The sequence below is a fragment of the Geodermatophilus sp. SYSU D01119 genome, from assembly GCF_054049975.1.
Genome location: NZ_JBJGYL010000002.1, coordinates 84622 through 107402, shown reverse-complemented (window position 1 = coordinate 107402; position 22781 = coordinate 84622). Strand labels below are relative to the sequence as shown.

Here is a 22781-nt window from a genome sequence, read left to right as displayed (position 1 = left end):
CCGACCGCCGTGGTCAGCTCCGCGGCGTGACCTCGCCCATCGGGCCGAAGCCGGGCACCGACGGCTCGTCGATGTAGATGATCTGCGGCTGCTCGGCGACGAGGTCCGACATCCAGTCGAAGGCGGCCTTGGCGTGCGGGGTGGCCACGTGCGAGGCGCCGGCGTCGGCGTCCCGGAAGCCCTCGATGCAGACGAACGTGTTCGGGTCGAGCACGCTGCGCGACCACTCGAAGAACAGGCTGCCCTCCTCGGCGTTCACCGCGGCGGCGTACTCGTCGGCCTTGGCGCGGAACTCGTCGATCTTGTCCGGCCGGACGGGGAACTTGATGACGATCAGGATCACGGAGCACTCCTCGGATACGGGGTCACAACGGGTCGAGACGGCGGCGCAGCAGGCAGAACGGGTTGCCCTCCGGGTCGGCGAGCACGTGCCAGGACTCCCCACCGGTCTGCCCGACGTCGGCGCGGGTGGCCCCGAGGTCGAGCAGCCGCTGCAGCTCGGCGTCCTGGTCACGGTCGGTGGCGTTGACGTCGAGGTGCAGCCGCGGCCTCGCCGTCTCGTACTGCCCGACCGGGGTGAAGACCAGCGTGGGCGCCGGGCCGCCGAAGCCGGCCTCCGGGCCGATCTCCACCGCGCCGTCCTCCTCGCGGCCGAGCACCCGGTAGCCGAGCACCTCGGCCCACCAGGCGGCGAGCGCCTCGGGGTCCCGGCTGTCGACGACGATCTCGCTCAGGCGGCAGGCCACACCGGTCACCGTAGGGCGGGCGGCGGGCGCGCGCGGGGTCAGTAGCCTCGACCTCGTGCGCATCGTCCGCTTCGCCTCGCCCTCGGGCATGTCCTTCGGAGTCCTCGACGGCGACGGCCAGGTCGCCCAGATCGAGGGCCACCCGTTCGGCACCATCTCCTTCACCGGCCAGCGCTTCGCCCAGGCCGACGTCCGGCTGCTCTCGCCGATCCTGCCGAGCAAGGTCGTCTGCGTCGGCAAGAACTACGCCGACCACGTCAAGGAGATGAACACCGGCGAGGCCCCCGAGCGCCCGCTGCTGTTCCTCAAGCCCTCGACGTCGGTGATCGGCCCCGGCGACGCGATCCGCATCCCGGCCGGCAGCACCAACGTGCACCACGAGGTCGAGCTCGCCGTCGTCATCGGCGCCCGCGGGGCCCGCAACCTCACCCCGGAGCAGGTCCCGGGCAGCGTCTTCGGCTACACGATCGGCAACGACGTGACCGAGCGCGACATGCAGAAGGCCGACGGGCAGTGGACCCGCGCCAAGGGCTTCGACTCGTTCTGCCCGCTCGGCCCGTGGATCGAGACCGACCTGCGCGGCCTGGGCAAGGACCCGGCCGACCTGGAGATCACCTGCACCGTCGACGGCGAGCCGCGCCAGGCCGGGCGCACCAGCCAGCTGCTGTTCGACGTCCCGACCCTGGTCTCCTACATCTCGCAGGTCATGACGCTGCTGCCCGGCGACGTGGTGCTCACCGGCACCCCGGCCGGCGTCGGCCCGATCCGGCCCGGCCAGCGCGTCGAGTGCGCCATCGAGGGCCTGGGCTCGCTCACCAACGGCGTCAGCGGCGCCGACACCGCCTCCAGCGCCGGCGGCGCCCGGTGACCACCCCGGCGGGCACCGTCCGCACCCGCTTCTGCCCCTCGCCGACGGGCATGGTCCACGTCGGACTGCTGCGCACCGCCCTGTTCAACTGGGCGCACGCCCGGCACACCGGCGGCGCGTTCGTCTTCCGCATCGAGGACACCGACGCCGCCCGCGACTCCGAGGAGTCCTACCGGCACCTGCTCGACAGCCTGCGCTGGCTCGGCCTGGACTGGGACGAGGGCCCCGAGGTCGGCGGCCCGCACGGCCCCTACCGGCAGTCCGAGCGCTCCGAGGTCTACCGCGAGGTCGCCGGGAAGCTGCTCGAGGCCGGGCACCTCTACGAGTCCTTCTCCACCAACGAGGAGGTCGAGGCGCGGCGCCTGGCCGCCGGGCAGGACCCCAAGCTCGGCTACGACAACGCCGACCGGTTCCTCACCGACGCGCAGAAGGCCGCCCTCCGCGCCGAGGGTCGCGAGCCGGTGCTGCGGCTCCGGATGCCCGACGAGGACCTCGCCTGGACCGACCTCGTCCGCGGCGAGGTGCGCTTCGCCGCCGGCTCGGTGCCCGACTTCGTCGTCGTCCGGGCCAACGGCGCGCCGCTGTACCCGTTCGTCAACCCCGTCGACGACGCGCTGATGGGCATCACCGACGTGCTCCGCGGCGAGGACCTGCTGCCCTCCACGCCCCGCCAGCTCGCGCTCTACGCCGCGCTGCAGGACGTCGGTGTCGCCGCCGGCACCCCGCGCTTCGGCCACCTGCCCTACGTCACCGGCGAGGGCAACAAGAAGCTGTCGAAGCGGGACCCCACGTCCAACGTCGACGTCTACCGCGAGCGCGGTTTCCTGCCCGAGGGCTTCGCCAACTACCTGGCCCTGCTGGGCTGGTCGATCGCCGAGGACCGCGACGTGTTCTCCATGGCCGAGATGGCCGAGGCCTTCGACGTCACCCGGGTGAGCGCCAACCCCGCCCGCTTCGACGTGAAGAAGGCCGAGGCGATCAACGCCCAGCACGTGCGGGCGCTGCCCGCCGACGACTACGTCGCCGCGGTGCTGCCCGTCCTCGCCGGCGCCGGGCTGGTCGCCGACCCGCCCACCGCCGAGCAGGAGCGGGTGCTGCGGGCGATCGCGCCGATGGCCCAGGAGCGCACGGTCGTGCTGTCCGACGTCGTCGGGCTGCTCGGCTTCCTGTTCACCGAGGACGTCGAGGTCGACCCGGCCGCCGCGGCCAAGAACCTGCGGCCCGAGGACGGCGAGGTGCTCGCCGCCGCGGCCGCCGCGCTGCGCGACCTCCCCGAGTGGAGCACGCCGGCCATCGAGCAGGCGCTCAAGGACGCCCTCGTCGAGGGGCTGGGCCGCAAGCCGCGCCAGGCGTTCGGGCCGGTGCGGGTGGCGCTCAGCGGCCGCACGGTCTCCCCGCCGCTCTACGAGTCGATCGAGCTGCTGGGCCGGGAGCGGACGGTGCGCCGGCTCGAGACCGCCCGCGAGCAGTCCGCGCGCTGATGACCGCCCCGGAGGGCCCCGCACCCTGGGCCGACGAGCCCTACACCGGCCCGCCGCCCACCGGGCCCTACGGGGCGCCGCCGCGGGTACCCGGGCTCCTCGGCGCGGACGCCCCGCACTGGGCCGGCGCTCCCGCCGGTCCGGTGCCGTGGCCGCTGGGCCCGGTGCCCCTGCCGCCGGGCCCGCACGGCCCGGCCGGCCCCGGCCCGCTGCCGCCGGTGCCGGTGCCGGTGCCGGTGCCGGTGCCGCACGGCGCGTACCCGCCCGGCGCGTTCGGGCCGGGGCCGCTGCCGCCGGGGCTCCGGCTGGCGCCCCCGCCGGGCACGCCGCCGCACGACGAGCCGGTGCCCTTCCTGCGGGCCATGCGCTCACGGGACTGGGCGTGGTGGCGGCCGCTGCTGGGCCTGCTGCTGTTCGTCGTCGCCTACTCGGTGGCCGCGTTCGTCGTCGTGCTCCTGGTGCTGCTCACCGGCATCGAGCCCGACCTGGCGCTGCTCGACCTGGTCGACCCCGGCGTCCTGCTGGTGACCAACCTCTCGCTGATCGTCGCGATCCCGATCGTCTGGCTGCTGTGGGCCGTCGCGCACGGGATGGGTCCCGGCTGGTCGTCGTCGGTGCTGGCGCGGCTGCGCTGGCGGCTGCTCGCCCCGTACACGCTGCGCGCGCTGGCCACCCTCGGCGTCGGCATCGCCCTGTCGGTGGTGCTCGGCTTCGCCTTCGGCGACGCGGAGGCCACCGGGCCGGTCGACGACCTGCTCTGGTTGCTGCTCGTCGTGGTCCTCACCACGCCGCTGCAGTCCGCGGCCGAGGAGTACGTCTTCCGCGGCTACCTGAGCCAGGCCGTGGCCGGGTGGGTGCGCGACCCGCGGGCCGGGGCGCTGACGGCGGCCGTGCTCACCGCGGCGCTGTTCTCGCTGGCGCACGCGCCCGGCGACGTCGCCACCTTCCTCGACCGGTTCGCCTTCGGCCTGGCCGCCTCGGCCGTCGTCTGGCTCACCGGCGGGCTGGAGGCGGCGATCGTGCTGCACGCGGTCAACAACGTGCTGGTCTTCCTGCTCGCCGGGTCCCTGGGCGACGGCGTGGCCACCCAGGAGCTCCCGGCGGGCATCGGGCTGCTGTCGCTGGCGGTGTCGCTGGTGGCCATGGGCGCCTACGTGGCGCTGGTCGCGACCTCGCGCCGGACGCTGCGCCCGGAGCTGCTCACCCCCGCCCTCGACCTGCGCGTCCCCGCCGGCGACCCGCGGGGCGGGGGGTGGTGACACGGCCCGCGGAGACGTCGGGTATCGTTCTCCACGGCGCCGCGAGGTGCCGGCCAAGACCTTGGGGTATGGGGTAATTGGCAGCCCGACGGATTCTGGCTCCGTTAGTCTAGGTTCGAGTCCTGGTACCCCAGCGAGGAAGCACCACCTCCTCAGCACCACCAGAAGTACCGCACGACCAGCACCACCGCACGGCCCCGTCGTCTAGCGGCCCAGGACGCCGCCCTCTCACGGCGGTAGCGAGGGTTCGAATCCCTTCGGGGCTACGCAGCGCGAGAGCCCCCGGTCACCGGCCGGGGGCTCTCGCCGTTCCCGGGCACCGGCCGTCCCCGGGACCCTGCGGCCGGCGCGGCCGGGGCGGTGTGGCAGGATCGACGCCGTCCGGCCCCGTCGTCTAGCGGTCCAGGACGCCGCCCTCTCACGGCGGTAGCGAGGGTTCGAATCCCTTCGGGGCTACACAACAGCAGGGCCCCCGGCTTCCCGGCCGGGGGCCCTGCTGCGTTCCTGGTCACCCCGAGTGGCCCATGATCGAGAACGGGCATAGCGTTCCCGGGGCCCCTCCTCGGGCCGGGAACGGAGGCGCGGCACGGTGAACCGGACGACTCGCCGGCTGGCGGACGGCCGGGAGATCCTCTACTTCGACGCCGACGGCAGCACCGCTGCCCACGACGCCGAGGACACCCGGGACCTCCCGCCGGTCAGCACCCGGTCGCAGCTGCGGCGCGACGCGCTGCTCGGGGAGTGGGTGACGGTCGCGGCGCACCGGCAGACGCGCACCTTCCTGCCGCCGGCCGACCAGTGCCCGCTGTGCCCGTCGCGGCCCGGCCGCCCCAGCGAGGTGCCCGACAGCGACTACCAGGTCGTCGTCTTCGAGAACCGCTTCCCGTCGCTGGCCACCGCCGTCGACACCGACGTGCCGCCCACCGCACCCGGCGCCCCGTTCGCCGGGCTGCGGCCCGGCTTCGGCCGCTGCGAGGTGGTGCTGTTCACCAGCGACCACGACCAGCACTTCGCCGGCCTCGGCCGCGACCGCGCCCGGCTGGTGGTCGACGTCTGGGCCGAGCGCACCGCGGAGCTGTCGGCGATCGACGGCGTCGAGCAGGTGTTCTGCTTCGAGAACTCCGGCGAGGAGATCGGGGTGACGCTGTCGCACCCCCACGGGCAGATCTACGCCTACCCCTTCGTGACCCCCCGCGTGGAGCGCGTCCTCGCCTCCGTGCGCAGGCACCGCGAGACCACCGGTGGCGACCTGTTCGCCGAGGTCGTCGAGGCCGAGCGCACCGGCCCGCGCGTGGTGGCCGCCAACGACTCCTGGGTGGCGTTCGTGCCCGCCGCCGCGCGCTGGCCCTACGAGGTCCAGCTGTTCCCCACCCGCCGGGTGCCCGACCTGCCGGCCCTCGACGACGCCCAGCGCGACGACCTGGCCGCGCTCTACCTCGACGTGCTCGGCCGGTTCGCGCACCGCTTCGACACCCCGATGCCCTACATCGCCTCCTGGAACCAGGCGCCGGTGCGGGAGGGCCGCGAGGACTGGTGGCTGCACCTGCAGCTGTTCTCCCTGCGCCGCGCGCCCGGCAAGCTCAAGTACCTGGCGGGCTCCGAGTCGGGCATGGGCGCCTTCATCACCGACACCAACCCCGAGGACGTCGCCGAGCAGCTGCGCGCGGTGGTCGTCCCGTGAGCGGTGCACCGGCCGACGACGGGACCGCCGCCCGCACCGCCGCGGCGGCCTTCACCGAGCGCTTCGGCGCCGCCCCGGAGGGGGTGTGGGCCGCGCCCGGCCGGGTGAACGTCATCGGCGAGCACACCGACTACAACGGCGGCTCGGTGCTCCCGGTCGCCCTGCCGCACACCGTCCGCGCCGCGGCCGCCCGCCGCGACGACGGCCGGCTGGTCCTGGTCTCCGCGCAGCACCCCGGCGAGGACGCCGACGTCGCGGTCGCCGACCTCGCGCCCGGCACCCCCGGCGGCTGGGCCGGCTACCCGGCAGGCGTCGTGGAGCAGGTGCGCGAGGCGGCCGCCGGCGGGCTGTCGCTGCTGGTCGACGGCGACGTGCCGGCCGGGGCGGGACTGTCGTCGTCGGCGGCGCTGGAGTGCGCCGTGGCGCTGGCCGTGCGCGACCTGCTCGGCCTCGACTGGGCCCCCGACGACCTCGTCGACGTCGCCCGGCGGGCGGAGAACGACTTCGTCGGCGCGCCGACCGGGATCCTCGACCAGTCCGCGTCGGTGCTGTGCAGCGCCGGGCACGCGCTGCACCTCGACACCCGCGACCGGTCCTGGGACCAGGTGCCGCTCGACCTCGAGGCCGCGGGGCTCGCGCTGCTCGTCGTCGACTCGGGCACCACGCACAGCCACGCCGAGAGCGGCTACGGCGAGCGCCGGCGGCAGTGCGAGGAGGCCGCCCACCGGCTCGGCGTCGAGTACCTGTGCGACCTGCCCGGCACCGACGCCCTGGCCGCCCTCGACGACGGCACCGACGAGGGCGCGGTGCTGCTGCGCCGGGCCCGGCACGTGGTCACCGAGGACGCCCGCGTGGCCCGGGTGGTCGACCTGCTGCGCTCCGGCGCCGACCCGCGCGAGACCGGCCCCGTGCTCACCGCCGGGCACGCCTCGCTGCGCGACGACTTCGAGGTGTCGGTGCCCGAGCTCGACGCCGTCGTGGAGGCCGCGCTGGCCGCCGACGCGTACGGCGCCCGGATGGTCGGCGGGGGCTTCGGCGGCAGCGCCGTCGCCCTGGTCGACGCCGGCGCCGTCGAGGCCGTGTCCGCCGCCGTCGCCGAGCGCGCCGGCGCCCCCCGCTCCTACGTCGTGGTCCCCGCAGCGGGGGCCCGGCGCCTCTCGTGACCCGAACCGGCTGGAGGCCTCGGTGGACGACCTGAGACTGGACGCGAACTTCGTCGACTACCTGCTGGTGGCCGCCTACTTCGTCGTCGTGCTGCTGATCGGCGCCGCCGCGCGGCGGCGGGTGTCCGACAGCCTGGACTTCTTCCTGTCCGGCCGCTCGCTGCCCGCGTGGGTGACCGGCCTGGCGTTCATCTCCGCGAACCTGGGCGCCGTCGAGATCGTCGGCATGTCGGCCAACGGCGCGCAGTACGGCATGAGCACCATGCACTACTTCTGGATCGGCGCGGTCCCGGCCATGCTGTTCCTGGGCGTGGTGATGATGCCCTTCTACTACGGGTCGAAGGTCCGCAGCGTCCCGGAGTTCATGCGCCGCCGGTTCGGCACCGGCGCCCACCTGGTCAACGCGCTGAGCTTCGCCGTCGCCCAGATCCTCATCGCCGGCATCAACCTCTACCTGCTGGCCACGATCGTCGAGGCGCTGCTCGGCTGGCCGCTGTGGCTCTCGCTCATCGTGGCCGCAGCCGTCGTCCTCAGCTACATCACCCTCGGCGGGCTGTCGGCGGCGATCTACAACGAGGTCCTGCAGTTCTTCGTCATCGTGGCCGCGCTGCTGCCGCTGACGCTGATCGGCCTCAACCGGGTCGGCGGCGTGGGCGGGCTCGTCGACCGGGTGACCGACTCCGGCCGGGCCGAGGAGCTCACCTCGTGGCCGGCCACGGAGCTGTCCGGGATCGGCAGCCCCGTCCTGTCGGTGATCGGCATCGTGTTCGGCCTCGGCTTCGTGCTGTCCTTCGGCTACTGGACGACGAACTTCGTCGAGGTGCAGCGGGCGATGGCGACCAAGTCGATGTCGGCCGCGCGGGCGACGCCGATCATCGGGTCCTTCCCGAAGATGTTCGTCCCGTTCATCGTGGTCATCCCGGGCCTCATCGCCACGGTCCTGGTCCCGGAGGTGGTCGAGGCCCGCGCGGCGTCGGACACCGAGTTCGACTACAACAACTCGATCCTGCTGCTCATCCGCGACGTCCTGCCCAACGGCCTGCTCGGGGTCGCGCTGGCCGGCCTGCTGGCGGCGTTCATGGCGGGCATGGCGGCCAACATCTCCGCCTTCAACACCGTCTTCAGCTACGACCTGTGGCAGCAGTACGTGAAGAAGGACCGGCCCGACTCCTACTACCTCGCCGTGGGCCGGTGGGCGACGGTCGGCGCCACCGTGGCCGCCATCGGGACGGCGATCATCGCGTCGGGCTACACGAACCTGATGGACTACCTGCAGACGCTGTTCGGCTTCTTCAACGCGCCGCTGTTCGCCACGTTCATCCTCGGCATGTTCTGGAAGCGGATGACGCCGACCGCGGGCTGGATGGGCCTGGTCTCCGGCACGCTGGCCGCCGTCGTCGTCGCGTTCCTCAGCGAGGACGCGTTCGGCACCGCGTCGCTCGGGGTGCTGCCGATCGGCGGGCAGGGCGCCAGCTTCGTCGCCGCGAGCGCCGCGTTCGTCGTCGACATCGTGGTGAGCGTGGTGGTCAGCCAGGTCACCGCGCCCAAGCCGGTCGCGCAGCTCGCCGGGCTCGTCTACTCCGAGACGCCCAAGGAGCAGCGCACCGACCCCGACGCGCACCGGCTGCCCTGGTACCAGTCGCCGACCAAGCTGGCCGGCATCGCGCTGGTCATGGTCATCGTCCTCAACGTGATCTTCCGCTGACGTCAGGAGCACGGTCATGAGCAGCAGCAGCAACCGCTCGGCCCCGGCCAAGCAGGCGGCCGGCGCCTTCGACGTCCGCAACGTGATCGCCGCGCTGATCGGCTTCTACGGCGTCGTGCTGGTCCTCCTGGGCCTGTTCGGCGACCGGGAGGGCGAGAAGACCGGCGACGTGAACGCCAACCTGTGGGCGGGGCTGGCGATGCTCGCCTTCGCCGCCGCGTTCGCGCTGTGGTCCCGGCTGCGGCCGATCCTGGTCGAGGAGCCGGCCGAGCGGCAGGACCCGGAGGACGACGGCAGCGGCCGCACCGCGCCGGGGCACTAGCCCAGGACGGTCACCGGCACCCGCTGCACCAGGTTGTTGGCCATGCCCTGGCGGTTCCAGGGCTGCTCCACCGGCTGCGGGCCGTCGGCGTCGGCGGCCCGCACCAGCAGCTCGGTGCTGCCCGGGCGGGCGTCCCAGGTGCAGGTCCAGGCGCGCCAGGCGTACGGGTGCGCCGGGTCGGCGGGGGCGAGGTCGGCCGCCGCCCAGGTGTCGCCGCCGTCGGTGCTCACCTCGACCCCGGTCAGCGGCGCCCGCCCCGACCAGGCACGGCCGGTGAGCGTCACGGGGCCCGCGTGCACGAAGCGCTCGCGGGTCATGAAGTCGGGGAAGCCGGGCGGGGCCAGCAGCGCCCGGGGCGCGATCCGGGTGACCGGCACGCCGTCCTCGTGCGCCTCGGTCTTCAGGCGGTAGGCGACGGCGTTCTGGAAGCCGTCGAAGGGGCGGTCGAGGACCTCGACGCGGGTCAGCCACTTCACGTGCGCCATCCCGTACCAGCCGGGGACCAGCAGCCGCACGGGCGCGCCGTGCTGCGGCGGCAGCGGCGCGCCGTTCATCGCCCAGACCAGCAGCACGTCGGGCCGCATCGCCTCGGCGAGCGGCAGGCCGCGGGTGTAGTCCTGCTCCACGCCGCGCTCGACGCCGTGGTCGGCGCCGGTGAACGCGACGTCGACCGCGCCGGGGGAGACCCCGGCCTCCTCCAGCAGGGGCGCGAGCGGCGTGCCGGTCCACTCGGCGCTGCCGACCGCCTCGAGCAGCCACGGCTGGCTCACCGGGCGGGGCTCCAGCCGGGCGCGGCCGTTGCCGGCGCACTCGAGCAGCACCCGCGCGGTGACCGCGGGACGGCGCCGCAGCTCCGCGAGGTCCAGCCGGAGCTCCCGGCCGACCGCGCCGGTGACCTGCAGCGACCAGCCGGCCGGGTCGACCGCCGGGATGTCGTAGTGCGTGAGCACGTAGTGCAGGCCCGGCGGCGTGACGTCCCAGCGCAGCGCCTCCAAGGGCATGCCGTGGTTGCGGGTGGCCAGCGCGAGCTCGTCGAGGCCGATGCCCTCGCCGGGCTCCGCGATGCGGGCGCGCCCGCGGGACCTCGTCGGCTGAGTCGTCGGGTCCGTCGTCGTCGGGTCCGTCGTCGTCATGCCGGGAGTCTCCGCTCCCGCCGCCGCCCGGTCACCCCTCCGGTCGGCCGGGATCAGCTCGCGGCGCGGGCGATGGCGGCCGCGGTCTCCAGGACCGCGCCGACCACCTCGGGGCTGGGCCGGCGGCCGAGCCGCTCGACCGGGCCGGAGATGGAGACCGCGCCCAGGACGGCACCGGCGGGGTCGCGCACCGGCGCGGACAGCGAGGCGACGCCGGCCTCCCGCTCGGCCACGCTGTGCGCCCACCCGCGCCGGCGGACGTCGAGCAGCGTGCGGGCGGTGAAGCTCGCGCCCGGCAGCAGCGGGGTGACCTCCTCGGCGGGTGCGAAGGCCAGCAGCGCGTGCGCGGCCGAGCCCGCCGTCATGGGCAGCCGGGCGCCGACCGGGACGGTGTCGCGCAGGCCCGAGGCGCGCTCGGCGGCCGCCACGCAGACCCGCGAGCCGCCCTCGCGGACGTAGAACTGCGCGCTCTCGCCGCTCGCGTCGCGCAGGGCGACGAGGTGCCGGCCGGCCACCTGGGCGAGGTCGACGCTGCCGTGGCTGAGCTCGGCGAGCGCGGGGCCGGGCGCCCAGGCGCCCGCGGGGGTGCGGCGCAGCAGGCGGTGGCCCTCGAGGGCGACGGCCAGCCGGTGCGCGGTGGCGCGGGGGAGCCCGGCGCGCTCCACGAGGTCGGCGAGGGTGGCCGGCTCGTGCGCCACGGCACGGAGGATGGCCACTGCTTTGTCCAGCACGGCGACGGGGTTAGGCTGTCCCACACAGCGATACTCTCATCCCACGCAATGGGATGTGCGCTCGGTGGACCTGGAGGGAAAGTGCCGAAGACCCTGGCGGAGAAGGTCTACGACGCCCACGTGGTGCGCAGCGCCGCGGGCGAGCCCGACCTGCTCTACATCGACCTGCACCTCGTGCACGAGGTCACCAGCCCCCAGGCGTTCGACGGCCTGCGCGCGGCCGGCCGCCCGGTGCGCCGGCCCGACCTCACCATGGCCACCGAGGACCACAACGTCCCGACGCTCGACGTGCTGGCCCCGATCGCCGACCCGGTCAGCCGGGCGCAGGTGGAGGCGCTGCGCCGCAACGCCGCCGAGTTCGGCATCCGGCTGGCCCCGATGGGCGACCGCGACCAGGGCATCGTGCACGTCATCGGCCCGCAGCTCGGCCTCACCCAGCCCGGCCTGACCATCGTCTGCGGCGACAGCCACACCTCCACCCACGGCGCGTTCGGCGCGCTCGCGTTCGGCATCGGCACCAGCGAGGTCGAGCACGTGCTGGCCACCCAGACGCTGCCGCAGTACCGGCCGAAGCAGATGGCGGTCACGGTCGACGGCGAGCTGCCGGAGGGCGTCTCGGCCAAGGACGTCATCCTCGCCGTCATCGCGCGGATCGGCACCAACGGCGCCGCGGGCCACGTCATCGAGTACCGCGGCAGCGCCATCGAGGCGCTGTCGATGGAGGCCCGGATGACGATCTGCAACATGTCGATCGAGGCCGGCGCCCGCGCCGGGATGATCGCCCCCGACGAGACGACGTTCGCCTACCTGCAGGGCCGCCCGCACGCCCCGCAGGGCGCCGACTGGGACGCCGCCGTCGAGTACTGGCGGACGCTGCGCACCGACGAGGGCGCCGTCTTCGACACCGAGGTGGTCCTCGACGCCGCCGAGCTCGCGCCGTTCGTCACCTGGGGCACCAACCCCGGGCAGGGCCTGCCGATCACCGGCCGGGTGCCCGACCCGGCCGAGCTCGCCGACGACAACGAGCGCCGCGCCGCCGAGCAGGCACTGGCCTACATGGGCCTCACCCCGGGCACGCCGCTGCGCGAGATCGAGGTGGACACCGTCTTCCTCGGCTCCTGCACCAACGGCCGCATCGAGGACCTGCGCACCGCCGCCGAGCTGCTGCGCGGCAGGCGGATCGACGCGAGCACCCGGATGCTCGTCGTCCCCGGCTCGATCGGCGTCAAGCAGCAGGCCGAGGCCGAGGGCCTGGACCGCGTGTTCACCGAGGCGGGTGCCGAGTGGCGCGGCGCCGGCTGCTCGATGTGCCTGGGCATGAACCCCGACCAGCTGAAGCCCGGGGAGCGGTCGGCGTCGACGAGCAACCGCAACTTCCAGGGTCGGCAGGGCAAGGGCGGGCGCACGCACCTGGTGTCGCCGTCCGTGGCGGCCGCGACCGCGCTCACCGGCCGGCTGACCGCCCCCGCCGACCTGGCCGACGTCCCCGCGACGGTCTGACCACCCGCCCCGCCGCCCCAGCAGGAAGTCCGAGATGCAGCCCTTCACCACGCACACCGGCACCGCGGCCCCGCTGCGGCGCAGCGCCGTCGACACCGACCAGATCATCCCGGCCGAGTACCTCAAGCGGATCACCCGCACCGGCTTCGAGGACGGCCTGTTCGTCGCCTGGCGCACCAACGAGCCCGACTTCGTGCTCAACCAGCCGGAGTACGCCGAGGCGACGATCCTGGTCGCCGGGCCGGACTTCGGCACCGGCTCCTCCCGCGAGCACGCCTGCTGGGCGCTGCTCGACGGCGGCTTCCGCGTGGTCATCAGCTCGCGGTTCGCCGACATCTTCAAGAACAACTCGACCAAGTCCGGGCTGCTCACCGTCGTCCTGCCGCAGGCCGACGTCGAGGCGCTGTGGCAGGCCGTCGAGGCCGACCCGGCCACCCCGGTGACCGTGGACCTGCAGGCGCGGACCGTCTCCTACGGCGACACGACCGTGCCGTTCGAGGTGGACGAGTACACCCGCTGGCGCCTCCTGGAGGGCCTGGACGACGTCGGGCTCACCGAGCGGCACCTCGGCGACATCGAGGCCTTCGAGGACCGCCGCCCGGCCTGGCTGCCGAAGGCGCTCCCGGCCCTCCCGGCCGGGTGACGTGATGGAACGGCCCCCCTTCAGGGTCCCGCGCCGAGCGTGCGAGGCGCGGGGGGAAGGGGGGTCCTTCATCGGCGTCCCTCAGCGGGGGGCGTCGGCGTCCGGGTCGAACTCGCGGTAGTAGTCGGCGAGCAGCGCGCCCGGGCGCCCGCCGAGCGCCCACACGCTGCCCTTGGCCGCGGGCGGGTGGAGCCGGGTGCCCTCGAAGCGCACCCCGAGGCTCATGAGCACCGACGGGATCGCCCCGCCCTGGCTGCACACCACGCGCACCCCGGGCTCCTCCGACGGCGCGAGCATCGCCTCGACGGCGTCGAGGCCGGCCCGCGGGTCGGCGGCGTACTCCTCCTCGCCGAGCTCGCGCAGCGTGTGCAGCTCCAGGTCGGTGGCGGCGGCCAGCGGCTCGAGCGTCTGCCGGCAGCGCACCCGGTCGGCGGTGTGCAGCTCCCGCGGGCCGAACAGCGGCAGCACCGCGGCGAGCTGCGCGGCCTGCCGCCGGCCCTGGCTCTCCAGCGGGCGCTCCTCGTCGGGGCCGTCCCAGTCGCGCCGGCTGCCCGCCTTGGCGTGCCGCACCAGCAGCAGCGACGGCGCCCGCGGGACGTCCTCGCGCGCGAGGTCGGCCAGCACGGCGCGGTCGTGCGCGTGGGTGACCAGGCGGGCGGCGTCGTCGACCGGCAGCCAGCGCAGCTCGTCGACCTCGTCGTTGGGCGTGAACGCCTCCCCGCCGACGGCCCGCATGAGCCAGTAGTCGACGTGCTTGGGCCCGGCGGCGACCTCGTAGTGGGTGCGCACGCTGCGCCGCCCGGCCACCACCTGCAGCCCGGTCTCCTCGCAGACCTCCCGGACGGCGGCGACCAGCGCGTTCTCGCCGACGTCGAGCTTGCCCTTGGGCAGCGACCAGTCGTCGTAGCGGGGCCGGTGGACGACGACGGTCTCGATGCCGCCGCCGTCGGCCGGGCGCCAGACCGCGCCGCCGGCCGCCGCGATCACGGCACGGGTGCGCTCAGCCGGCATGCTCGGTCACCGCCCGCATCAGGCCGGCCTGGTAGTCGCGCTCGCCGCCGCGCACCCACGCGCCGTCGGGACCGAGCTCCCAGCAGCGCACGCCGGGCGCCATCGCGGCGTCGAACATGCCCTGCAGCTGGCGCTGCGCGGTGTCGTCGCAGACCCGCAGCAGCACCTCCACGCGCCGGTCGAGGTTGCGGTGCATGAGGTCGGAGCTGCCGATCCACCACTCCTCGTCGCCGCCGTTGACGAACGCCATCACGCGCGAGTGCTCGAGGAAGCGGCCCACGATCGAGCGGGCGCGGACGTTCTCCGACAGCCCGGGCACGCCGGGGCGCAGCGCGCAGATCCCGCGGATGAACAACTCCACCGGCACCCCGGCCCGCGACGCCTCGTACAGCGCGTCGATCAGCCGCTCGTCGACCAGCGAGTTCACCTTGATGCGGATCCCCGACGGCCGCCCCTCCGCGGCGTGCCGGGCCTCCCGGCGGATCTTCTCCAGCAGGCCGGCGCGGATGCCCTGCGGCGCCACCATGAGCTGCCGGTAGGACGTCTGCCGCGAGTAGCCGGTCAGCACGTTGAACAGGTCGGTGAGGTCGGCGCCCACCCGCGGGTCGGCGGTGAGGATGCCGAGGTCCTCGTACTGGCGGGCCGTCTTCGGGTTGTAGTTGCCCGTCCCGATGTGCACGTAGCGGCGGATGACGCCGTTCTCCCGGCGCACCACCAGCGCCGTCTTGCAGTGGGTCTTGAGCCCCACCAGGCCGTAGACGACGTGGCAGCCGGCCCGCTCGAGCGAGCGGGCCCAGGTGATGTTGGCCTCCTCGTCGAAGCGCGCCTTGATCTCCACGAGGACGACGACCTGCTTGCCGGCCTCGGCCGCCTCGATGAGCGCGGTGACGATCGGGGAGTCACCCGACGTGCGGTACAGCGTCTGCTTGATCGCCAGCACGTGCGGGTCGGCCGCGGCCTGCTCGATGAAGCGCTGCACGCTCGTGGCGAACGAGTGGTACGGGTGGTGGACCAGCACGTCGCCCTCGCGCAGCGTGGCGAAGACGCTCTTGGGCGTCTCTCCGTCGGACAGCCGCGGGTGGGTGGCCGGCACGAACGGCTCGTCCTTGAGCTCGGGCCGGTCGAGGGCGTAGAGCGCCCACAGCGAGGCGAGGTCGAGCAGCCCGGGCACGGTGACGACGTCCTCGGGGCTGACCTCGAGCTCGGAGACGAGGACCGACAGGATCTGCGGGTCCATCGTCTCGGTCACCTCCAACCGCACGGCCGGGCCGAAGCGGCGGCGGGCGAGCTCGCGCTCGAGGGCCTGCAGCAGGTCCTCGTCGCGGTCCTCCTCCACCTCGAGGTCGGCGTTGCGGGTGACCCGGAACAGGTGGTGGTCGATCACCTCGAGGCCGGGGAACAGCAGCGCCAGGTGGGCGGCGATGAGGTCCTCGAGCGGCAGGAACGTCGCCTCGTCGGCCGGTCCCACCGGCACGAACCGCGGCACGTTGTTCGGCACCTTGAGCCGGGCGAAGCGCGGCGCGCCGGTCTCGGGGTCGCGCACCGAGACCGCGAGGTTGAGCGACAGGCCGCTGATGTAGGGGAACGGGTGCGCCGGGTCGACCGCGAGCGGGGTCAGCACCGGGAACACCTGGTCGCGGAAGTACTCGCGCAGCCGCCGGGTCTCGGACTCGGCCAGGTCCCGCCAGTGCACGATCCGGATGCCCTCGGCCTCCAGCCGCGGCGTCACGTCCTGCTGGAAGACGACGGCGTGCCGGTGGACCAGCTCCTGGGTGCGCGCGGTGACCCGGGCCAGCTGCTCGCGGATGGTCAGCCCGTCGGGGGAGCGGACGGTCAGGCCGGTGCTCAGCCGGCGCTTCAGCCCGGCGATGCGGACCATGTAGAACTCGTCGAGGTTGCCCGCGAAGATCGCCAGGAACTTGACGCGCTCGAGCAGCGGCATCGACTCGTCCTCGGCCAGCTCGAGCACCCGCGAGTTGAAGTCCAGCCAGGACAGCTCCCGGTTGAGGAAGCGGTCGGCGGGCAGGGCGGTCCCCCCGTCGGCGGGCACGGTCGTCTCCGGCCCGGTCACCACGGGTGTCGTCTCGGCAGCCACGCGGTCATCGTGCCCCACGCGGGTGAACGGCGAGGGACCGCGCCCGGCGACCTCAGGCCGCAGGCCGCGGCAGCCGCGGCAGCAGCGCCGCGGTGGCCGGCCCGAGCCCGAGGCCCGTGGCCTCGCGCAGGTCGGCGGGCGTGTCGACGTCGCGGCGCAGCCCCGGCCAGTCGCCGGTCAGCGCGAGCGCGCCCGCGGCGGTGTGCGCGGCGGCCGACCCGCTGCCGAAGTGCGGGTCCAGCGGCACGCCCGACGCGGTGAGCAGGGTGGTGCCGGTGCCCGCGGCGTCGGCGACGAACCCGCGGGGGACCGCCGCCGCGGCGTCGAGGGCGGCGGCGAGCTCGGCCGGCCGCAGCGCCGGCAGGTCCGACGACAGCGCCGCCACCGCCGACGCCCCGGTCGCCCGGGCGCCGTGCGCGAGCGCCGGGTTGAGCCCGCGGTCGGGCTCGTCGGGCACGGTCCGGGCGCCGAGCGCGCGCACGGTGGCCGCGGCCCGCTCGTCGTCGGTGACCACCACGACGGCGGCCACGGCGGGGCAGGCGCGCGCGGCGGCGACGGTGTCGGCCAGCAGCGCGAGCACCAGGTCGGCGTGCAGGTCGGGCCGGTCGCCGCGGCCACCGCCGGTCAGCGGCGCCAGGCGGGTCTTGGCCGCGCCGAGCCGCTTCGCCGGGACGACCAGGGACCACCGCACACCGCCCATGTGAGCACACGCGGGCGCCGGGCCGTCGCCGCGTGGGGACCCCGGTGCGACCACCGGCCCCGGCGAGGGTCGATCATGTGCCGGTCGTCACGTCGAGCGGAGGGATGCCGGTGACCGAGGACCCGACCCCGGGGACCCCCGCGGTCCCGGGGCAGACACGGCCCCGCGCCCTGCACGAGCGCGGGCGGCTGCCCTGGTCGCTGCGCCTGGCCGTCGTCGTCATCTACCCGGTGGCCTCGCTGCTGTTCAGGCTGCGGTACCGGCACGGCGACCGGCTGCCGCGCACCGGGCCGGTGCTGCTCGTGGCCAACCACGTCTCCGTGCTCGACCCGCTGGCCTGCGCGCGGCTGGTCTACGACAACGGGCGGGTGCCGCACTTCCTGGCCAAGGAGGCGGTGTTCAAGGGCCTGGCCGGGGCGATCCTGCGCGACGCCGGGCAGATCCCGGTGGCCCGCGGCTCCTCGGAGGCCCGGGGCGCGCTGGCCGCCGCGGCCGCCGACCTCGAGGCCGGCAACGTCGTCGTCATCTACCCCGAGGGGTCGGTCACCCGCGACGACGACTGGTGGCCGATGCAGGCCCGCACCGGCGTCGCGCGGCTCGCGCTGACCACCGACGCCGTCGTCCTGCCGGTGGCCCAGTGGGGCCCGCAGCGGGTGCACGACTACCACACCAAGAAGCTGCACCTGCGGCCGCGCACGCCCACCGAGTACCTGATCGGGGAGCCGGTCGACCTCACGGCGCTGCGCGAGGAGGTGCGCGCCGGGCGCCCGCTGACGCCCGACCTGCTGCGCGAGGTCACCGACACCATCATGGGCCGGGTGCGTGACCTCCTGGCCGACGTCCGCGGCGAACCGGCGCCGCCCGGTTTCGCCGCCCGCCCGCGGCGGTCGCTGCCCGGCGACCTGCCGGGGAGCGCCGCGTGAGCGGCACGCGCGCCGCCGTCCTCGGGGCCGGGTCCTGGGGGACGACGTTCGCCAAGGTGCTCGCCGACGCCGGGTGCACGGTGACCCTGCACGCCCGCCGCCCCGAGCTCGCCGCGGCGATCACCGAGACCGGGGAGAACCCCGACTACCTGCCCGGCGTGCGGCTGCCCGGCGCGCTCACCGCCACGCCCGACGCCGGGGTCGCCCTCGACGGCGCCGACGTCGTGGTGCTCGCCGTCCCGTCCCAGTCGCTGCGCGCCAACCTCGGCGAGTGGACGCCGCTGCTGCCGCCCGACGCGACGCTGCTCTCGCTGATGAAGGGCATCGAGCTCGGCAGCACCAAGCGGATGAGCGAGGTGATCGGCGAGGTCACCGGCGCGGGCCCGGAGCGGGTGGCCGCCCTGTCGGGGCCGAACCTGGCGCGGGAGATCGCCGAGGAGCAGCCGGCGGCCACCGTCATCGCCTGCCCGGACGACGACCGCGCCACCGCGCTGCAGGCCGCCTGCCACACGCCGTACTTCCGGCCCTACACCAACCGCGATCTCGTCGGCTGCGAGCTCGGCGGCGCGGTGAAGAACGTCATCGCGCTGGCCTGCGGCATCGCCGAGGGGATGGGCTTCGGGGACAACACCCGGGCCTCGCTCATCACCCGCGGGCTGGCCGAGACCGCCCGGCTCGGCCTCGCGCTGGGCGCCGAGCTGACCACGTTCGCGGGGCTCGCCGGCCTCGGCGACCTCGTGGCCACCTGCAGCTCGCCGCTGTCGCGCAACCGCACCTTCGGCGAGAAGCTCGGCCGCGGCCTGTCGCTGGAGGAGGTGCAGGCCACCACCCGGCAGACCGCCGAGGGCGTGAAGAGCTGCCGGTCGGTGCTGGACCTCGCCCGCGCGCACGGGGTGGACGTGCCGGTGACCGAGGCGGTCGTGCGGGTCTGCCACGAGGGCGTCCCGGCGGCGCAGATGGTGAAGGAGATCATGTCCCGAGAGGCCAAGCCCGAGTGACCGACGGCACGACGGGCGGAGCCCGAGCGAGCGGACCGCTCGACGGCTGGGGGGACGGCACCCGGTCGGTGCACGCCGGCGACGCTCCCCCCGAGCCGGGCGCCCCGCTGCGCCCCTCGCCGGTGTTCGCCGCGCCGTACCACCTCGGCGACCTGCCGCCCCGCGCCGGCGGCCGCGACGCCTACGCCCGCACCGAGCACCCGACGTTCCGGGCCTTCGAGGACGCGGTCGGGGAGCTCGACGGCGGCCGGTGCCTGTCCTTCGCCACCGGCATGGCCGCGATCTCCGCCGTCGTCCTGGGGCTGGTGTCGGCCGGCGACCGGCTGGTGCTGCCGAGCGACGGCTACTACACGACCCGGCTGCTGGCCCGCGACGAGCTCGAGCGGCTCGGCATCCGGGTCGAGTACGTGCCCACCCTCGACGTCGCCGGCCTCGCCGCGGAGGGCGGCCTCGACGGCGCCCGGCTGGTGGTGCTGGAGACCCCGAGCAACCCCCAGCTCGACGTCTGCGACGTCGCCGCGGTCGCCCGGGCCACCCGGGCCGCCGGCGCGCTGCTCGCCGTCGACAACACCACCGCCACCCCGCTCGGCCAGCGGCCGCTGGCCCTCGGTGCCGACGTGACGATGGCCGCCGACACCAAGGCGCTCACCGGGCACAGCGACCTGCTGCTCGGCCACGTGAGCACCTCCTCCGACGAGGTGTTCGACCGGCTCAAGGGCTGGCGCGACCACACCGGCGCCACGCCGGGCGCCTTCGACGCCTGGCTCGGGCACCGGTCGATGAGCACGCTGGACCTGCGGCTGGCCCGGCAGGCGGAGACCGCGGCGGCGGTCGCGGAGGTGCTCGCCACCCATCCGGCGGTCACCGGCGTGCGCTGGCCGTGGCGGCCGGAGGACCCCTCGTACGCGCTGGCGACCCGGCAGATGCTGCGCCCCAACGGCGTCGTGTCCGCCGAGCTCGCCGACGAGGCCGCGGTGTCGCGCTTCCTCGCCGCCACCCGGCTGTGGGTCGCGGCGACGAGCTTCGGCGGGGTGCACAGCACCGTCGACCGCCGCGCGCAGTGGGGCGGCGACGCCGTCCCCGCCGGCTTCCTGCGGTTCTCCTGCGGGATCGAGGACACCGGCGACGTCGTCGACGACCTCACCGCGGGGCTCGACGCCGCCTCCTCCGTCTGAGCGGATGAGCCGCACCACCCTCGACCGTGTCCTCGCGGCCGGCCCCGTGCTGCACCGCGGCCGCGACGGCGACTACCGCGCGCTGGCGTGGGCCGCGGGGGAGCCGCACCGCGTGCGCCGCGACCTGGTGGGGGAGACCTGGGACCCGCCCCGGCGCGGCGCGCGGGCGGTGGCCTGCCTGGCGCACGTCACCGACCTGCAGCTGGCCGACGTCTGCTCGCCGGCGCGCTTCGAGTTCTTCCACCGCTTCGAGACCGACCCGCGGATGAGCGCGCTGGTCCCGATGCACCGGCCGCAGGAGGCGCTCACCGCGCACGCCGTCGACGCGCTGGTGCGCACGCTCAACGGCCTGGCCGGCGGGCCGCGCACGGGGGAGCCCCTGCAGGTGGTGGTGACCACCGGCGACGCCATCGACAACGCCCAGTGGAACGAGCTGGAGCTGTTCCTGGCGGTGCTGCGCGGCGGCGTCGTGTCCCCGGGCGCGGGGCTCACCGCCTACGACGGCGTGCAGGCCTCCGGCTGGCCGCACGACCTGTTCTGGCGGCCCGACGACGACGGCGGGCTGCACCACGAGCGGTTCGGGTTCCCCGCCCGGCCGGGCCTGCTCGACGCGGCGTTCGCGGCGTTCGCCGCCGAGGGGCTGCGGCTGCCGTGGCTCGGCTGCCACGGCAACCACGAGGCGCTCATCCAGGGCGTCGGGGTGCCCACGCCGGCGCTGGCCGCCGTCCTGGGCGCCGGGCGCAAGCCGGTCGACGTCGACCCCGCCCTGCTGCCGGGTGCGGCCCTCGACGACGCGCTGGCGCTGTTCACGCACTCCTCGGAGGTGTTCACCACCGCCACCTCGCGGCCGGTGACCCCGGTGGCCGACCGGCGGTTCATCGACCGGCGCGCGTTCGTCGCGGCGCACCTCGCCGACCCGGGCGCTCCGTCGGGCCACGGGTTCACCGAGGAGAACCTGCGCGAGGGCACCGCGTACTACGCGTGGGACGGCGTCCCGGGCGTCCGGGTGGTGTGCCTGGACACCACGCGGGTCACCGGCGGGGCGGCCGGCTCCGTGGACGCCGCGCAGGCGCGGTGGCTGGAGGAGCGGCTGCGCGAGGTGTCGTCGTCGGCCCCCGGTCCCGACGGCGGGCGGGTGGCCACCGGCAACGCCGACCGGCTCGTGGTGCTGCTGTCGCACCACGGGTCGAGCACGCTGACCCGCTCCGACGCCCTCGGCCGCCGGCCCGCCGCGGAGGACGACGCGCTGGGCGCCGCGGAGCTGCTGGCCCTGCTGCACCGCTGGCCCAACGTGGTGCTGTGGCTCAACGGGCACACGCACGTGAGCGAGGTGCGGGCCTGGGCGCACCCGGACGAGCCCGGCGCGGGGCTGTGGGAGGTGGCCACCTGCGCCGTCGTCGACTGGCCGGGGCAGGCGCGGGTGGTCGAGGTGCTCGGCAACGGCGACGGGACGCTGTCGCTGGTCTGCACGATGGTCGACCACGGCAGCCCGGCGCGGCCGCCGTCGCCGGGCGACCCGGCCGCCCGCGAGCCCGCCGCGCTGGCGTCGCTGCACCGCGAGCTCGCGGCCAACGTGCCGTGGGCGGGGCTGGGGTCGGGGCTGGCCGGCACGCCCGCCGACCGCAACGTCGAGCTGGTGCTGCGCGCCCCGTTCTGACGGCCCAGGCCGGCCCGACAGCGTGCGCCGACGTGCAGCCACGGGCCCGCGGACCGCACCTGTGCGCACGCCGTCACCGCGGCAGCGGCGCCAGGGCGGGCTCAGGCGGCGCGGGCGGCCTTGCGGCGGCGGTGGGCGGCGCGGGCGGTGAGCCACCCGCTGAACGCCAGGTAGTAGACGACGTAGGCGAACGACAGCACCACGACGAACGGGTTCGGGTCGGGCAGCTGCACGACCAGGACGGCGTAGCAGACGAACCAGACCGCCGTCAGCAGCATGCTCAGCTGCCACAGCGCCTCGGTGCGCGATGGGTACAGGTAGCGCACCGGCACGAATACCAGCACCGAGCAGACGACGAGCGTGATCGCCACGGCCACCTGCGACAGGTCGAGCACCACCGCGTAGAACGCCACGACGTTCCAGTAGCTCGGGAAGCCGAGGAACGTGTGGTCGTCGGTCTTCGCGTCGACCCGGCAGAACTGGTAGCTCGACGCCAGCAGCGGCAGCGCGGCGAGCACCCAGCCCCACGGCCCGTGGGGCAGCGCGCCGGTCGTCCAGAGCAGGACGACGGGCGCGAAGACGTAGGTCAGGTAGTCGACGATGTTGTCGAGCAGGGCCCCGTCGAACCAGGGGATCGTCTCCTTGACCCGCGCGCGGCGGGCGAGCATGCCGTCGGTGCCGTCGATGAACAGCGCGGCGAGGCCGACCCAGAGCGCGGCCTCCACCTCGCCCTCGAGCGCCGCGAGCACGAACAGCAGCGCCAGGACCGAGCCCAGCGCGGTGTAGGCGTGCACGGCGGCGCCGGCCAGCCGCAGCCCGAGGGAGTGCGGACGCGCCGGAGCGTCCCCGTGCCCCTGGTGCGCCGTCGTCGCCGGAGGCCGGGGGTCCACCGGAGGGGCCGCGTTCTCCCGCATCGCGACGAGGTTCCCACACCGCCCCCGCCACAGCCCACGGGAGACGCGGGACGCGCGCGGGCGTCGACTAGGGTCG

The 22781-nt window shown here is 75.2% G+C and carries 21 protein-coding genes and 3 tRNA genes; 16 read left to right on the top strand and 8 right to left on the bottom strand.

From position 1 onward, the window contains the following. Positions 1 to 13 precede the first annotated feature (13 nt). Positions 14 to 343, bottom strand: a complete 330-nt coding sequence (locus tag ACI79X_RS02080) for a putative quinol monooxygenase (protein WP_457023750.1) — start codon at positions 341 to 343, stop codon at positions 14 to 16. Positions 344 to 365: 22 nt separating this feature from the next. Next, complete coding sequence (locus tag ACI79X_RS02075; protein WP_457023749.1) at positions 366 to 746, bottom strand: VOC family protein; 381 nt, start codon at positions 744 to 746, stop codon at positions 366 to 368. Between the two features lie 55 nt (positions 747 to 801). Between ACI79X_RS02075 and ACI79X_RS02070 the strand changes: the two genes are divergently transcribed. The 10 genes from ACI79X_RS02070 (at position 802) to ACI79X_RS02025 (ending at position 9225) form a co-directional block, all read left to right on the top strand. After that, complete coding sequence (locus tag ACI79X_RS02070; protein ID WP_457023748.1) at positions 802 to 1614, top strand: fumarylacetoacetate hydrolase family protein; 813 nt, start codon at positions 802 to 804, stop codon at positions 1612 to 1614. Beyond that, positions 1611 to 3095, top strand: coding sequence for a glutamate--tRNA ligase (gltX, locus tag ACI79X_RS02065; RefSeq protein ID WP_457023747.1), 1485 nt, complete (start codon positions 1611 to 1613; stop codon positions 3093 to 3095). The genes ACI79X_RS02070 and gltX overlap by 4 nt, the downstream gene beginning before the upstream one ends. Further along, the gene (locus ACI79X_RS02060; RefSeq protein WP_457023746.1) at positions 3095 to 4354 is read left to right on the top strand and encodes a CPBP family intramembrane glutamic endopeptidase; all 1260 of its coding nucleotides are present in this window, start codon (positions 3095 to 3097) and stop codon (positions 4352 to 4354) included. The genes gltX and ACI79X_RS02060 overlap by 1 nt, the downstream gene beginning before the upstream one ends. Before the next feature lie 62 nt (positions 4355 to 4416). Then, positions 4417 to 4488: transfer RNA gene (locus ACI79X_RS02055), tRNA-Gln, on the top strand. A gap of 59 nt (positions 4489 to 4547) precedes the next feature. Further along, a tRNA-Glu gene (locus ACI79X_RS02050) sits at positions 4548 to 4620 on the top strand. A gap of 117 nt (positions 4621 to 4737) precedes the next feature. After that, positions 4738 to 4810 (top strand) — tRNA-Glu (locus tag ACI79X_RS02045). A 133-nt stretch (positions 4811 to 4943) separates the two neighbouring features. Further along, the gene (gene galT / locus ACI79X_RS02040) at positions 4944 to 6035 is read left to right on the top strand and encodes a galactose-1-phosphate uridylyltransferase (RefSeq protein WP_457023745.1); all 1092 of its coding nucleotides are present in this window, start codon (positions 4944 to 4946) and stop codon (positions 6033 to 6035) included. Further along, positions 6032 to 7198: a galactokinase gene (gene galK, locus ACI79X_RS02035; RefSeq protein WP_457023744.1), complete on the top strand. Its 1167-nt coding sequence runs from the start codon at positions 6032 to 6034 to the stop codon at positions 7196 to 7198. The genes galT and galK overlap by 4 nt, the downstream gene beginning before the upstream one ends. A gap of 22 nt (positions 7199 to 7220) precedes the next feature. Beyond that, complete coding sequence (locus ACI79X_RS02030) at positions 7221 to 8903, top strand: sodium:solute symporter family protein (protein ID WP_457023743.1); 1683 nt, start codon at positions 7221 to 7223, stop codon at positions 8901 to 8903. A 16-nt stretch (positions 8904 to 8919) separates the two neighbouring features. Further along, positions 8920 to 9225: a hypothetical protein gene (locus ACI79X_RS02025; RefSeq protein ID WP_457023742.1), complete on the top strand. Its 306-nt coding sequence runs from the start codon at positions 8920 to 8922 to the stop codon at positions 9223 to 9225. Here the strand turns inward: ACI79X_RS02025 and ACI79X_RS02020 are convergent. Both ACI79X_RS02020 and ACI79X_RS02015 read right to left on the bottom strand, forming a co-directional pair. Continuing rightward, positions 9222 to 10358 carry a sulfite oxidase gene (locus ACI79X_RS02020; protein WP_457023741.1) on the bottom strand — a complete coding sequence of 379 codons (1137 nt, stop codon included), beginning with the start codon at positions 10356 to 10358 and terminating at the stop codon, positions 9222 to 9224. The two genes, ACI79X_RS02025 and ACI79X_RS02020, sit on opposite strands and share 4 nt — an antisense overlap. A gap of 53 nt (positions 10359 to 10411) precedes the next feature. Next, entirely contained in the window at positions 10412 to 11074 is a 663-nt protein-coding gene (locus ACI79X_RS02015) for an IclR family transcriptional regulator (RefSeq protein WP_457023740.1), read from the bottom strand. 96 nt (positions 11075 to 11170) lie between these two features. On the opposite strand from ACI79X_RS02015, the gene leuC reads away from it, so the two are divergent. Continuing rightward, positions 11171 to 12589 carry a 3-isopropylmalate dehydratase large subunit gene (gene leuC, locus ACI79X_RS02010; RefSeq protein ID WP_457023739.1) on the top strand — a complete coding sequence of 473 codons (1419 nt, stop codon included), beginning with the start codon at positions 11171 to 11173 and terminating at the stop codon, positions 12587 to 12589. Between the two features lie 34 nt (positions 12590 to 12623). Beyond that, the gene (gene leuD, locus ACI79X_RS02005) at positions 12624 to 13232 is read left to right on the top strand and encodes a 3-isopropylmalate dehydratase small subunit (protein WP_457023738.1); all 609 of its coding nucleotides are present in this window, start codon (positions 12624 to 12626) and stop codon (positions 13230 to 13232) included. An 81-nt stretch (positions 13233 to 13313) separates the two neighbouring features. On the opposite strand, the gene ACI79X_RS02000 is transcribed toward leuD, so the two are convergent. From ACI79X_RS02000 to cofC, 3 genes are read right to left on the bottom strand one after another with little or no spacing between them, the layout of a single operon-like run. Next, positions 13314 to 14243 (bottom strand): NUDIX hydrolase, encoded by a 930-nt coding sequence (locus ACI79X_RS02000; RefSeq protein ID WP_457023737.1) that lies wholly within the window; start codon positions 14241 to 14243, stop codon positions 13314 to 13316. After that, a complete protein-coding gene (locus ACI79X_RS01995) occupies positions 14233 to 16338 on the bottom strand; it encodes an RNA degradosome polyphosphate kinase (protein WP_457023736.1) in 2106 nt (701 codons plus the stop codon). The genes ACI79X_RS02000 and ACI79X_RS01995 overlap by 11 nt, the downstream gene beginning before the upstream one ends. A gap of 52 nt (positions 16339 to 16390) precedes the next feature. After that, positions 16391 to 17029 carry a 2-phospho-L-lactate guanylyltransferase gene (gene cofC / locus ACI79X_RS01990; RefSeq protein WP_457023735.1) on the bottom strand — a complete coding sequence of 213 codons (639 nt, stop codon included), beginning with the start codon at positions 17027 to 17029 and terminating at the stop codon, positions 16391 to 16393. 119 nt (positions 17030 to 17148) lie between these two features. Here cofC and ACI79X_RS01985 point away from each other — a divergent pair, with 119 nt between their 5' ends. Genes ACI79X_RS01985 through ACI79X_RS01970 form a run of 4 tightly spaced genes read left to right on the top strand, consistent with a single transcriptional unit; the run spans position 17149 to position 21791 of the window. Beyond that, complete coding sequence (locus tag ACI79X_RS01985; protein ID WP_457023734.1) at positions 17149 to 17961, top strand: lysophospholipid acyltransferase family protein; 813 nt, start codon at positions 17149 to 17151, stop codon at positions 17959 to 17961. Beyond that, on the top strand, positions 17958 to 18959 hold the full coding sequence (locus ACI79X_RS01980) for an NAD(P)H-dependent glycerol-3-phosphate dehydrogenase (RefSeq protein ID WP_457023733.1): 1002 nt from the start codon (positions 17958 to 17960) through the stop codon (positions 18957 to 18959). The genes ACI79X_RS01985 and ACI79X_RS01980 overlap by 4 nt, the downstream gene beginning before the upstream one ends. Continuing rightward, a complete protein-coding gene (locus ACI79X_RS01975; RefSeq protein ID WP_457023732.1) occupies positions 18956 to 20134 on the top strand; it encodes a cystathionine gamma-lyase in 1179 nt (392 codons plus the stop codon). The genes ACI79X_RS01980 and ACI79X_RS01975 overlap by 4 nt, the downstream gene beginning before the upstream one ends. 4 nt (positions 20135 to 20138) lie before the next feature. Beyond that, complete coding sequence (locus ACI79X_RS01970; RefSeq protein ID WP_457023731.1) at positions 20139 to 21791, top strand: TIGR03767 family metallophosphoesterase; 1653 nt, start codon at positions 20139 to 20141, stop codon at positions 21789 to 21791. 101 nt (positions 21792 to 21892) lie between these two features. Here the strand turns inward: ACI79X_RS01970 and ACI79X_RS01965 are convergent, their stop codons facing one another. Beyond that, positions 21893 to 22681, bottom strand: a complete 789-nt coding sequence (locus tag ACI79X_RS01965; RefSeq protein WP_457023730.1) for a CDP-alcohol phosphatidyltransferase family protein — start codon at positions 22679 to 22681, stop codon at positions 21893 to 21895. Between the last annotated feature and the right edge of the window lie 100 nt (positions 22682 to 22781).

Coding starts and splice junctions, on each gene's coding strand:
- ACI79X_RS02060 (WP_457023746.1), top strand. CDS start 3,095: ATGACCGCCCCGGAGGGCCCCGCACCCTGGGCCGACGAGCCCTACACC.
- ACI79X_RS02025 (WP_457023742.1), top strand. CDS start 8,920: ATGAGCAGCAGCAGCAACCGCTCGGCCCCGGCCAAGCAGGCGGCCGGC.
- ACI79X_RS02020 (WP_457023741.1), bottom strand. CDS start 10,358: ATGACGACGACGGACCCGACGACGACGGACCCGACGACTCAGCCGACG.
- leuD (WP_457023738.1), top strand. CDS start 12,624: ATGCAGCCCTTCACCACGCACACCGGCACCGCGGCCCCGCTGCGGCGC.
- ACI79X_RS02000 (WP_457023737.1), bottom strand. CDS start 14,243: ATGCCGGCTGAGCGCACCCGTGCCGTGATCGCGGCGGCCGGCGGCGCG.
- ACI79X_RS01970 (WP_457023731.1), top strand. CDS start 20,139: ATGAGCCGCACCACCCTCGACCGTGTCCTCGCGGCCGGCCCCGTGCTG.